Here is a 12,342-nt window from a genome sequence, read left to right as displayed (position 1 = left end):
GGGGGGGGTTCTGTTCTTGGGGTGGGGGGGGGGGGGGGGGGGGGCCCGGGGCGCCCCCCCCCCCCCCCCCCCCCACGACCACGGGGAGCCATCTACTCGCGAGCCGCCCGCCCGAAAACGTCGTTTGTGATACAGGAACGGAGTTCAGTAGCCACGATTACAGAAATATAGTTCAGCTTACACTTATGGCGATGCCGCTCCTACGTCTATCTGTAATGAGACGTGCACAGACCCACGATCCAGGCCGCCACCTGGACCCGGCTTCGATGCACAGCCTCGGCTACACGCTCGTGGCCGCAGCATTGCTCACGCTCGCAGGAATCGCGCTGACGCTCGCCGCCCTCTATCCCGTCGCGGCGACTGGGGTTGTCGCCCTCGCTGGCGCGCTCTGGCTCTCCATCCGGAAGTTCCGGCGCTTCTACCGGACGCGACGCCGCGCCGGTTGGACGCGCACCGTCTGCGTGCCCGGAACCGGCGTCTGCGTGAAGCTATAAGCCGATTTTCGGCGTGGTTTTTGAGCAGATCCGGCGATTACGGCCGCTACACGACGTGCGCTTCAGTGGCCGTGATCGTGATGACTGCCGTCCGCGTGGCCCTCGGGCAACCGGTCGGCGTGCGCGTGCGGGTTGCCCTCCACGAACTCGTGGCCGTCGCGCTCGCCCGCCTCGAACGCTTCGACCCGCGCCGCGAGGTCGCCCGGGTCGAGCAGTCCCCGGTCGACCAGCAATCCTTCGAGCGCGCCCAGCCACTGGTCGTAGTAGACCGCCTCGGGGTCGTCGCTCCCCCTGTCGTTACTCTCTGCGCCAGTACCCGCCGTGTCCGCGTCCACTTCCGCGACGAGGCGGCGCTGGAACTCGTCCCACGAGACCGCCTCGTCGTCGCGCTCGTCGGTCAACGTGACCGCGAGGGCGAACGCGCGGGCCTGCCACGGCGCGTCGAACGTCGGGGCGTCGTCGCCGGGCTCGGGGGTCGAGTCGCGCTCGGAAGTCGAATCGGTCATGCGAGCCGCTCCACGCCGATCATGGCGTTCCGGGTGACCAGCTCCCGCAGTTCGTCTTCGCTCGCGCCCTCGGTTCCGGGCGGGCGCTGGGGCAACACCATGTAGCGGATCTCCGAGTTGCTGTCCCAGACTTCGAGAGAAACGTCGTCGGGAATCTCGGTGTCGAACTCCTCGCGGAGCAGCGCGCGGGGTTCGTCGACGGCCCGCGAGCGGTACGCCGGCGTCTTGTACCACGTCGGCGGGAGGCCGAGCACCGCCCACGGATAGCACGAGCAGAGCGTACACACGATCAGATTGTGCGTGTCGGGCGAGTTCTCGACGACGCGGAGTTCCATCACCTCGTCGTCGACCTGTACGTCGAGTTCGGCCACCGCCGCGATGCCGTCGTCGAGCAAGCGCTCCTCGAACTCGGGGTCGGTCCAGGCGCGCGCGACGACTTTCGCGCCGATCTGGGGGCCGATCTCCTCCTCGTAGGTCCCGATGACGTCGTCGACCGCGTCGGCGCTCAACAGTCCCTTCTCGGTCAGCAGCGACTGGAGCGCCCTCGCGCGGGCCTCCGGGTCGCGGTCTCGAAGGTCGGTCGTCTCGGATGCGGAATCAGATGTGTCGGTCATGGTTGCGTGAATTTTCTTGTATTCGGACCGAAGCCGTCACGGCTCCGTCAGATAGCTCTCCCAGAGTTCGAGGTGGACGCCGTCGGCGTCGGTGTGCTCGTCGCCCCAGAGGTCGGCGGCGTCGAACCGGACGTTGTACAGCGGCTCCGCGCGCTCGTCGCCCCGAACGTTCGCGTCCGGCAGGACGTGCGTTCCCCGGTGGGCCTCGACCGTTCCGCGGACGCCCCGGACGTACTGCGGACACCGGGTGTGGCCGTCGGGATGGCACTTCCGAACCCGAATCTCATCGCCGGGCGCGAAGGCGGGGTCGACCGGCTCGCGCGCCGTCTGGTACACCTCGGCGACGCCCTCACTGAGTTCGTCCAGTGACGGGCCGGGCGTGTCGGTGACCTCGGCCTCCCCGCGCTCGAATGCCGCCGCACGGTCCGCCAGTTCCTCGCGGTCGACGACATCGGCGTCGAGGAGCAGCGACTCGACCCCGGCCAGCCAGCGTTCGTAGTACGGCGTTTCGAGGTAGAACGCGGGGTCGTGTCGCTCCAGCGCGTACCGGAACTCGTCGAGGTCGAACGCGCCGCTCGCGATGGCGGCGACCCAGAGCGCGTACACCCGGCCCTCCCACTCCTCGTGAAACGGCGACGCGTCGTCGGGCTCGTCCGGCGGGAGGTCGTCGAACCCGTCCATCCCGCCAACGTCGTGGATGCCGTCCATACGCCTCCGTCGCTCCCAGCGGGTGAAAATCCTTCGCCAATCGGTAACTCGGGACGGTCGAGCGGGAAACGGAGTCCCGCGCGACGGCGCGTCAGATTTCCGCGTACGCGGCCAGCATCTCGTAGACGCCGACTTCCGCCTCGGCGAGGCTCGCCGTCTGGTCGGTGCCGTCGAGGGCGACGAACTCGTGAGGCCCGTCGGTGCCCTGATGGCCGAGGCCGACGCCGTGGAGCACGGGCACGTCGTATCGACTGGCGAACGCGGCCCACGGGACGCCGCTGGCGGTGTACGGCCAGAGGGTCAGGTCCGCGCCGCGGTCGGTCAGGACGCCCTCGACCGCGGTCACGAGGTCGGCGTCCCTGTCGGTCTTCGACCAGCGGTGGATTCCCAGCACGTCGAGGTCCACGTCCTCGAACCCCTCCGCGTCGAGGTGGTCCCGAATCTGGCCGAGCGCCACCTCGGGGTCGTAGCCCCGCGGCAGGCGCACGTCGAAGGACGCGGTGGCGCGGTCCGGAAGCCGGAACCGCTCGGTGTTCGTCTCGGGGCCGAGGAAGCCCGAGCGCAGCCCCTGGAGGTTGAACGATTCGACGCCGTAAAGCGCCTGAACCAGTGCTTCCTCCGGGTCCTCCTGAAGGTCGTCTTTGAGTCGGGCCACTTCGCCCGGCCCCGCAGCGACGCCCGGGACCGCCTCGATGGGGTCGTCGATGCCCAGTTCGTCGATCAGGTCGCGGAGCTCCCGGCGCTCCTCGTCGGTCGCCGGTTCGTGCTGGTCGTAGAACCCGGGGACCGAGATCTCGGTGCCGTTCTCCTCGGTGAGCGACGCGAGCGCGTCGACGAGTCGCCATGCAGGCGCGTCCACTGCGGCGTTGCTCATCGCGTGGAGGTCACCGTTCGCGGGCCCGCGGCCCCACGCCTCGCCCGAGACCTCGAGGTCGAAGTAGACGCCGCTCTTGTACCCGAGCGCGGCGGTCACGTCGCCCCGCTCGGTCTGCGCGAGTGCGGGATCGAAGCAGGCGTCGGCTTCGGCCACGCGGTCGTCGTACTGGTCGAGCATCTCGTAGTAGTGCGGACTCCCGACCAGCTCCTCGACCTCGGCGAGCACCATCACGTTCACCGGGAGGCTCCCGAGCGCCTCGCGGGCCGACGCGAGCGCGTCGAGATACGAGACGAACGCCGCCTTCGCGGTGGCCCGCCCGACGACCACCTCGCCGTACGGCTCGATCTCGGTCCGTTCTGCGCCGAACGGCGGGTAGTCCCAGTCGTCCTCGTCGGTCACGAGCCGGGTGTCGAGCATCCCGTAAGTGACCACGGTCTTCTCGGCTCCCTCGTCGGAGTAGCCCCAGACGCCGGGCACGCCCGCGGTCTCGACGAGTTCCGCCTCGTCGAAACCCGTCTCCTCGAGGAGTTCGACCGCGAGTTCCGCGGTCTCTTCGAGCCCCACGCGGTCGACGCTGAGCGTCGGCTGTCTGATGACGCGTTGGAGCCGCTCGACGTGGTCCTCGAAGTCGTCCGCTACCTGCTCGCTGACCGCCTGTCGGTCTGACGTGGCTGGCATGGTATCTGGAACCAATCCGCAAGTAGCGTAAAGCAGTTTCGGGCTGGCAGATTCGACTGCCGATGTCGGTATCAGTACTCAGGAGACAGAAGTCGAAACGCCGGGCCGAGAAATCGGTCGAAGCCGGTGGAGGGATTTGAACCCTCGGCCTATTCCTTACGAAGGAATCGCTCTAGCCAGTCTGAGCTACACCGGCACTACGGTGTACTTCTTACTACCTCCTACGGACAAGATAAGAGTTGCGAAACGCCGTGCCGTCAGCGAGTCAGTCGCACGTCGAGACAGACGTTCACCTCGTGGGGCGCGTACGACCGGACGACGTGGCGATTCTCGACCGTCACCTCGTACTCCGGCTCCGCGGCGGCCCGGATGGCGGCCTCGCCCGGGCCGAACGGGTCGTCTTCGTGCTGGATGTCGTAGTAGTGGAGCACGCAGTCGTCGCCCGCCAGCGTCACCGCCGCGTCGAGGAACTCGTCGGCGCTGTGGGGCAGGTTCATCACCACGCGGTCGGCCCAGTCGGCGTAGTCGGGCGCAACGTCTCGGACATCCCCCTGAATCGCGGTCACGCGCTTGTCGACGCCGTTCAGGCGGGCGTTCTCTCGGAGGTACTCGACCGCGCGCTCGTTGAGGTCCACGCCGACGACCCGGCCCTCGGGGCCGACGCGCTCGGCCATGGGCACGACGAAGGGGCCGACGCCCGCGAACATGTCGAAGACGCGCTCGCCCTCGCTCACTTGCTTTGCGACCCGGTGGCGTTCGGTGGCGAGCCGGGGCGAGAAGTACACCTCCGCCACGTCGACCAGGAACTCGTTGCCGTACTCGCGGTGAACCGTCTCGGTCCCGGAAGACGCGTCTTCCGGCCCTCGGCTCGCTTCGCTCGCCTCGGTTCCCTCGTCGACCAGCACCTCCCAGTCGCGGACGCGGAGTTCACCTTTGACCTTCGAGTCGCGGTTCAGCACCGTCCTCACCGGCAGGTCCGAGGCCATCACCGCGTCGGCGATCTCGCGGGCGCGCTCGGGGTCGTCCTCGTCGAGGATGACCGCGTCGCCGAGGCGCTCGTAGGAGGGCTCGAAACCGAGCAGTTCATCCGGCGTGTCCTGCGTGTCGCGCGCGCCGACCTCGCGGGCGACGACCGGCAGGTCCTCGGGCACGGCGTCGGGGTCCGCGACGGGGAGGTAGAGGTACCCCTCCGCGACCTCGATCTCGAACTCCTCGGCGAGGAGGTCGGCGTCGGCGAGTCGCCGACGGGTCTCCTCGCCGCGCTCGCGCTCGACGCGCACGCACGGCGTTTCCATACGGCCACTTGCCGGAGCGGCGCGGTAAGCGTGACGCTTCGGTCCCGCGTCACGGGTCGAACCGTACCCACCCGTGACGAAACTACGGCGCGTCGGCCGGCGACTCCGTCGTCGACGTGACTTCGCGTTGTTGCTCCATCCAGTTCATCACGGCGTTGGCAGAGATGCCGTGGACCACGATGGAGGTGAGCGCGATGAACCCGACCAGCGCCCAGAGCTTCTCCGCGGCGACGAGCAGTTCGATCTCGCCGAACGACGCCTCGTTGAGCGCGAACGCCAGATAGTAAAAGGAGCCGATACCCCGAATGCCGAACGACGAGACGACGAGGCGCTCGCTCCACGACATCGCGGTGCCGAAGAGCCCGATCATGCCCGCCACCGGTCGGACGAGGAAGATGATCACGAGCGCAACCGCAACGTCGAGGGGCGTCAGCGGCGCGAGCAGGCCGCCGGCGATGGCCCCGCCGAACAGCACCAGCACGGTCGCCATCACGATGCGTTCGATCATCACCGCGTAGTCGTGGAGCGCGACGTAGTACTCGTGTTCCCACTCGTAGTGGCGGAGTTCGAGCGCCGCGACGAACACCGCGATGAAGCCGTAGCCGTGGACGACCTCGGTCGCGCCGTACGCGATGAGCGTGACCGCCAGCGCCTCCGCGCCCTCCATGACCTTGCCGAGCTGGGTCGTGACCGCCTCGCTGAAGACGAGGCGCGCGAGCACCTGTCCGGCGAGATACCCCATCACGACTCCCGCAACGATCTCGTAGAGGAAGTGGACGAGGAACCACTCGCCGACCCAGTCCAGCGTCGAGGCTCCCGTGGCCGCGGCCATCGCGATGGCGAAGTGGGTGAACGGGAACGCCAGCCCGTCGTTGAGCCCCGCTTCGGAGGTGAGCGTGAATCGGACCTCGCCCTCCTGCTCGTCGGGGTCTGCCTCCTCGTCGACCTCCTCGGTCGGCGGCGTGGCCTGCACGTCGGAGGCCAGCACCGGGTCGGTCGGCGCGACGACCGCGCCGAGCAGCGCGGCGGTGGGCAACAGCGTCCCGAGCACGCCCCAGCCGAGCACCGCGGTCGCGAGGATGGTCAGCGGCATCGTGATGGCGAGCAGTCGCCACGTGTTCGACCACGCTCGGAAGTCGAACGGTCGGTCGAGCTTCAGCCCGGCACCCATCAGCGCGATGATGACGACGAACTCGGTGAGGCGTTCGGCGAGGTCGCCGTGCTCGACCGGATCGGGAATCTCGACCCCGAGCGGCAGCGAGAACAGCGCGATTCCGGCGACGACGTAGATCAGCGGAAACGACATGGGCTTGTCCGAGAGCACCCGCGGTAGCACCACGGCTCCCAAGATTGCGATACCGACGAGTAGGAGTGCGGCTTCGTAGGCAGCCATTCGACCACGGGCTACGCTACTTCGACGTAAAATTCCGTTGGGCGTTGAAAGACGTATTCGGAACGTATCCTGTTGCTGTCGCGGTTGCGGTGGCGGTTGCGATTGCTGTGGCGTGGGTGGCAATCGCGGTTGCGACTGCGGCTGCGGTCCTCACAGGCTCAAGAATACCGGCGGTCGCCGTTGCGGAGGCAGTCGCGGTTGCCGTTGCGCATTCGAAGACGATTCGCACAGAATCATCGGACGGAGCAACCGTTGAACCCGTGAGAACCGCAACCGCGACCGCGACGGTGACCGGACCCGCAACTGCTTCAGCGACTGCAACCGCGACCGCACCCGCATCCGCACTCGTAACCGCCACCACACCAGCAAACGCTACGGCAACCGCGAACGCGAGGCGCGACTCGAAAGGCTATAGCCGCATCCGACCCGTAGTCGTCGGCATGCTCACGTTCATCGGGCTCGGGCTCTACGACGAGCGCTCCATCACGGTCGAGGGGCGGGAGGCCTTGCGGGACGCCGACCAAGTCTTCGCGGAGTTCTACACCAGCCGGCTCCTCGGCGCGAGCGTCGCGGACCTCGAAGCCTACCACGACGCCGAGATCGAGGTCCGGGACCGCGCGGGCGTCGAGCAGGACCCCGAGGCCATCCTCCGGGCCGCGTCCGAGGGCGAGGCCGCCTTCCTCACCGCGGGCGACACGATGATCTCGACCACGCACGTCGACCTGCGGCTCCGTGCCGAGGAGCGGGGCATCGACACCAGGGTCGTCCACGCGCCGACCGCCGAGTCGGCCGCCAGCGGGCTGACCGGCCTCCAGAACTACCGGTTCGGCAAGGCGACCACGCTGCCGTTCGACTACGCCCACGGCGCGGACGGTGTGCCAGCGAGCGTCACCGACGCGCTCGACGAGAACCGCGAGCGCGGGCTCCACACGCTCGTCTATCTGGACATCAAGGTCGACAAACCGAGCAGTCGTCAGGGCTCGTCGAGCCACGACGACGAGCGCGAGGAGTACATGACCGCCGACCACGCTGCCCGAGTGCTGGCCGACGACTACGAGGACGTGCTGGCGGTCGTGGTGGCCCGCGCCGGGAGTCCCGAACCACTGGTCGTCGCCGACCGGCTGTCGGCGCTGGCCGACCAGGACTTCGGCGACCCGCTCCACCTGCTCGTGGTTCCGGGCGACCTCCACCACGTCGAGGCGGACGCGTTGGAAACCCTGGGCGATGCGCCCGAGGAATTGGTCGAGGGAGAGTAGTACAGGCGATTTTCTCCCTCGCTTCGATAGCTGCTCTTTTCGACGGGCGTGCGCTACTCTCGTCACTCCACCCCGGCGCGCGCTGGCGTCTGCGCGAGAGAACCGAGCGCAGGCTCGTGGGAGCTCTGCTCCCACGGCGCGAGTTCATCTCGCGCCAAAGCGTGCGAGGGACGAGTAGCGTGATTCGAGAGAGCGAAGCTCTCTCGTCATCCCGAAAATCTGTGATTTTCGGAGACAACGAAGTGAGCAACGCGGGAGGCTGGGGAGGTCTGAGGCTGCGGTGCTGTTGCGGTCACGCCGAGGCGAAAGCAGTAGCTAGCTATGATTTCGTCCACTCCCAGAGAAGTTACAGTGAAGCTAGCTATTGCTGATACACATGAGTCGCCGCAACCTCACACCTCCCCAGCCTCATCGTTCGCTTCGCCCACTCGTCCACCGTCGGAGACAAGCTCCGACGAGCCTTCGGTCGCTACGCTCCCGAAGACCTCGCGCGCGTTGCTCGCGCGCGCCGGAGTCGAAAGTAATCCAAGGAGACACGAAAAGTCGCCGAACGCAACGCCAGACGAGTAGAAATGGGAATCGCAGAGAAGACGCTTCGATCCTCGAATTAGTCGCCTTCACCGTCGGCCCGAACAGCCGTCTCCGAGGCCTTCGCGTTCACCGCCTCGTGGAGGTCGTACTCGTCACCGGTGGCGATGTACAGCACGTCCTCGCCGACGGTGAGCAACTCGGGGAGTTCGCGGGCGACCGCCCACGCGATGCCCACCAGCGCGACCACCGAGAGGCTCTGAGCGATGATGCGGTCGGAGATGAAGTACGACACCATGTTGGGATTGTCGTAGCCCACCAGCGCCATCGTCGGGTCGACGAAGATCTGGAGCCACTGCTGGCTGAAGGCGAGCGTGATGAACACCACGCGAGCGAGGTTCAGCACCCAGATGACCGACACCGCGATGGCGAGCGCTCGGAGTTTGCGCCGGATGGGTGCCCGCACCGCGGCGATGAGCCCGCCGAAGATGGCCATGCTCCCGAGGCCGGTGCAGGCCAGCAGGACGTCGACTCTGAAGTCACCCAACTGGTCGTTCGGGAAGAGGTACTGCCCGCGGATGATCCCGTCGCCGCCGGTCACCTCCTGGCGCTCGACGACGTGCAAGTCCGCGCCGTAGCCCAGCGCGTCCATCACGATCTCGCCCTGCCACGTCACGAGTTCGATGAGCGCCGACTTCGCGGGGAAGAGCAACGAGAACGGCAGGTAGATCAGGCCCATGAACGCGACCGCTCGCGACAGCAAGAACAGCGTCTCGCGGCCGTCCACGAGCAGGTAGGCGGCGTACAGGCACGCCGGCAGCGCCGCGAGGCTGAGCGCGCCCTCGATGAAGCTGCGCTGCACGAACGCGAAGTGTGGGAACAGCACGAGCCAGAACACGCCGAAGACGACCCACGCAGCGGCCGCGAGGTAGCGTGCCCGGCCCACGCCCCGGTCGCCGTCGTACCAGTCGAGCGCGACGGCGGCGACGAACAGTCCCACGACGAGCCACGCGAGCGCGTCGGTCGACCCGGTGAGCCACGCGAGTTCGTCCGGCAGCGGCGTAGTCACGGTTGTACGGACGAAAGCGCGCCCGCGATAAAGAGTTGACGGCTCGGAGCTGAGAGCGTTACCCGCGGCTTACCGGCGAGGAAACGCGGCGTTTCCACGCTGGTGTTTCCGTGCCGGTTGTTCCGCATCGGTAGCTTCCCACAGATAGTCGCGCGGAGCCGTCGCTATCCGACGTAGCGTCCGAAAGAATGGAACCGCGAAACGAATCGAACCCGGAAGGGTTCGGTGGTTAGTCAGCTATTCAGTTGCTGCGGCGGAGAGCCAGCAGCGCTGCCGCGACGAGTGCGACAAGCGAAACCATCATGCCGAAGCCGGGGATGCCGCCACCGTTGTCGTCAGGCTCTTCCGTGGTGGTGGTCTCCTCCGTTTCTTCGGTCGTCTGCTCAGTCTCTTCCGTCGTCTCGGTCGTTTCCGTCGTCTCGGTCGTTTCCGTCGTCTCGGTCGTTTCCGTCGTCTCGGTCGTTTCCGTCGTCTCGGTCGTTTCCGTCGTCTCGGTCGTCGTCGCGGGCTCGTCGGTCTGCTCGACGAACATCGCGTCGATGACGTCCGAGTTAGCGTCAGTGAGACCCGCGTTCGATGCGCTCACCGTCGCTTCGGTGCCGACGCTCATCTCGCTGAAGTCGAAGCTAGTCTCGAACATGCCGTCGTCGGTGACTTCGACCGACGTGCTCTCGAGGACGTTGCTGGTCTCGACGTCAACGCTGAACTCGGTGCCAGGCGCGAGGTTGGTCTCGCCACTGACAGTCGCGTTCTCGCTCGCGGGGATCTCGATGACGTCCGAGTCGTTGATGTTCGAGAAGCTGACTTCCCGTGCATCAACCGAGAGGTCACCGCTGACCTCTTCGTCGCTGTCAGCACTCAGCAGCTTGTAGCCGTCCGTGCCGCCGGTGAGGCTGACGTTCGCCGCAAACTCGTCGCCTGCGCTGAAGTCACCGTCGCCAGTGTTGTACACCACGTAGAACGTGTTGTTCTCACTGTCGACCAGGACCGACTCAGCATCTTGGCCGTAGACGACGTCGCCGTTCACGTTCGCGCCGGCGTTCGTCTGCGTCAGCGTGACGTTTAGACCTTGCCGGGTGGTGTCATCAACGCCATCGATGTTGGCGTTCGGGTCCGCGTTCAGGTCGGCCACCGTGGCGTCGCTGTCGAGGAAGCCGTAGATACCGGACGCCTGGGCTTCGACGATCGCGTAGTCGTCGTACGCGACCGTGCTGCTTTCGGTCAAGTGCTCGTTGAGTTCGTCGAATTCGTCAGGCGTGCTGTCGGCGCTGGGCTTCGTCCAGATGTCGACGCTCTCGAGCGATGGCTCGTTCACGACGAGCTGGGTCTTCGAGTCGGTCGAGTCAGCGCTGGTTGCGGCCGTCACCGTGTACGAACCCGTCGCGATCGGGTTGTCGAGACCGCCCTGGGTCCACGTGTCACCGTCGTACGTGTGGGTCCCCATGTCGACGTCGTCCGTGTTGGGGTACTCGGTGAAGCTAATGCTGCCGGATTCGGCCGTCACCATGTTCTGGTTCACGTTCGCGGTCCCACCGTCACTGTCGATGCCTTCGTCAGTGTTGTAGGTGTTGAGCTGGACAACCACGTAGCCATCCTCGTCGTTGTCGATGGCGGTGAAGTTGACCTTCCAGTTGACGTCCGTCCCACCGATGGTGACGTTCGCGCTTTTGGTGTTGGCGAGCGAGACGTTGAATTCGGCAACGTCACCGCGCTCTTGGTAGACGGTGTCGCCCGAGAGCTGGGCTTCGATGTCGCCCGGCTCCTTGACCGTGATGTTCGCGGTGTCTTCGGCGGCCGTGGTCGTCGTGCCCACGGTGAACGTGTAGTTACCCGTGTCGACTTCCGAGGCGCCGAAGTCGGCGCTCAGCGTCGTGTCGGTGTTGGTGATCTTCTTCTGGATGGCGCCGTCACTGTCACCGCCGGCTTCCTCGGCGTCACCATCGAAGAGCGTGTCGAGTTCGCTTTCGTCGAGGCCGTCGGCCGAGATGTTGGCCACGTAGTTGTTACTCGACGAGGTCAGGTCGAGGTCGACCGAACCCTCGGTCGTCACACTGTCCGAGGCGAACTCCGCGTCCATCTTCTGGGACGCAACCTCGAACGACACGTCAGCCGTACCCGCACCGTTGTTGGTGACGTAGTACTGACCGTCGAGGTCAGACGTGTCAATCGTGACCCAGCCGTTCGGGCCCACGTTCAGGTCCCGCTCGTAGCTATTGTCCGCACCATCTGCGGTGCTACCCGAGCGCAGGACGTACGAGTGAGTATCGGCAGTATTGTCGTAAGCCGAATTGCCGTCTCCCGTCCCAGCGTCAGCTTTTGCGTTCCAGGAGTAGGTTTCACCCTGGAAGACGACGCTATCCTGCGTTACCGAAGCAGCCGTTAGGGTTGCAGTGTCGGAGTCCAGCAGGGTGTCGCTGTCGTCGATGATAGCAGCAACGTACGTATCTCCGTCATTAACATTGGCACTGCCAATGTCTAGGGTTTCGACTGAGTCAGCACTTGTGCCAGTGGTGGCCAGTGCGTCAGAGGCTTGACTAGCGCTGTCAAACCCGCCCTCGGTGAAGACTGCAACTTGGGCACCGGAGACACTTCCATCTATGCTACCAACTTCGACTGTCACTGTCCCGTCGGACATCTGATCGCTGAACGTGACACTTGCGTTCCCGACTGCGTTCTCTTGGTTGTATGCGCTCACCGGTGCGGACGCGGCGAACACAGAGACGACCAACAGTGCAGCAAGGAATATGCCACGAACCTTGTCTGTTTTGCTTGTCATGGTTTGGTTGTTTGTTCGGTCGGCGACAGCATCTTTCCGCTGGCCCTCGCGGCAACCCGGCACCGCACCGGGCGTGGGCCGTCTGTACTTACTACTGCCACCATGGGTAGGGGTACACTCAAAGGGTTAAGCCGCGGTTATAAATGCT

Annotated in this window: 10 protein-coding genes and 1 tRNA gene; 2 read left to right on the top strand and 9 right to left on the bottom strand. The window is 66.0% G+C overall.

Features of this window, described 5'->3' with window-relative positions:
• Positions 1-215: 215 nt before the first annotated feature.
• Positions 216-494 (top strand): hypothetical protein, encoded by a 279-nt coding sequence (locus DPQ64_RS07610; protein ID WP_157971637.1) that lies wholly within the window; start codon positions 216-218, stop codon positions 492-494.
• Between the two features lie 62 nt (positions 495-556).
• On the opposite strand, the gene DPQ64_RS07605 is transcribed toward DPQ64_RS07610, so the two are convergent.
• The 7 genes from DPQ64_RS07605 to DPQ64_RS07575 form a co-directional block, all read right to left on the bottom strand.
• Positions 557-1,000, bottom strand: a complete 444-nt coding sequence (locus DPQ64_RS07605; RefSeq protein WP_115863754.1) for a nitrile hydratase accessory protein — start codon at positions 998-1,000, stop codon at positions 557-559.
• Positions 997-1,614 (bottom strand): nitrile hydratase subunit alpha, encoded by a 618-nt coding sequence (gene nthA, locus DPQ64_RS07600; RefSeq protein WP_115863753.1) that lies wholly within the window; start codon positions 1,612-1,614, stop codon positions 997-999. The genes DPQ64_RS07605 and nthA overlap by 4 nt, the downstream gene beginning before the upstream one ends.
• A gap of 36 nt (positions 1,615-1,650) precedes the next feature.
• Positions 1,651-2,322 carry a nitrile hydratase subunit beta gene (gene nthB / locus DPQ64_RS07595; protein ID WP_115863752.1) on the bottom strand — a complete coding sequence of 224 codons (672 nt, stop codon included), beginning with the start codon at positions 2,320-2,322 and terminating at the stop codon, positions 1,651-1,653.
• Positions 2,323-2,413: 91 nt separating this feature from the next.
• Positions 2,414-3,877: a M20/M25/M40 family metallo-hydrolase gene (locus DPQ64_RS07590; protein ID WP_115863751.1), complete on the bottom strand. Its 1,464-nt coding sequence runs from the start codon at positions 3,875-3,877 to the stop codon at positions 2,414-2,416.
• 121 nt (positions 3,878-3,998) lie between these two features.
• Positions 3,999-4,073 (bottom strand) — tRNA-Thr (locus DPQ64_RS07585).
• Between the two features lie 61 nt (positions 4,074-4,134).
• On the bottom strand, positions 4,135-5,172 hold the full coding sequence (locus DPQ64_RS07580) for a class I SAM-dependent methyltransferase (protein ID WP_115863750.1): 1,038 nt from the start codon (positions 5,170-5,172) through the stop codon (positions 4,135-4,137).
• 82 nt (positions 5,173-5,254) lie between these two features.
• Positions 5,255-6,565, bottom strand: coding sequence for a cation:proton antiporter (locus DPQ64_RS07575; RefSeq protein WP_115863749.1), 1,311 nt, complete (start codon positions 6,563-6,565; stop codon positions 5,255-5,257).
• 440 nt (positions 6,566-7,005) lie between these two features.
• Between DPQ64_RS07575 and dph5 the strand changes: the two genes are divergently transcribed.
• Complete coding sequence (gene dph5, locus DPQ64_RS07570; RefSeq protein WP_115863748.1) at positions 7,006-7,821, top strand: diphthine synthase; 816 nt, start codon at positions 7,006-7,008, stop codon at positions 7,819-7,821.
• Positions 7,822-8,428: 607 nt separating this feature from the next.
• Here the strand turns inward: dph5 and artA are convergent.
• Positions 8,429-9,418 carry an archaeosortase A gene (gene artA / locus DPQ64_RS07565; protein WP_198662045.1) on the bottom strand — a complete coding sequence of 330 codons (990 nt, stop codon included), beginning with the start codon at positions 9,416-9,418 and terminating at the stop codon, positions 8,429-8,431.
• 241 nt (positions 9,419-9,659) lie between these two features.
• Positions 9,660-11,609, bottom strand: a complete 1,950-nt coding sequence (locus tag DPQ64_RS18710; RefSeq protein WP_157971636.1) for a BGTF surface domain-containing protein — start codon at positions 11,607-11,609, stop codon at positions 9,660-9,662.
• Between the last annotated feature and the right edge of the window lie 733 nt (positions 11,610-12,342).

Source organism: Halorussus litoreus, assembly GCF_003382685.1.
In the GTDB taxonomy this organism is placed as follows: Archaea; Halobacteriota; Halobacteria; order Halobacteriales; family Haladaptataceae; genus Halorussus; species Halorussus litoreus.
The sequence above is the reverse complement of the archived record's forward strand: the minus strand, read 5'-3'. Positions and strand labels throughout refer to the sequence as shown.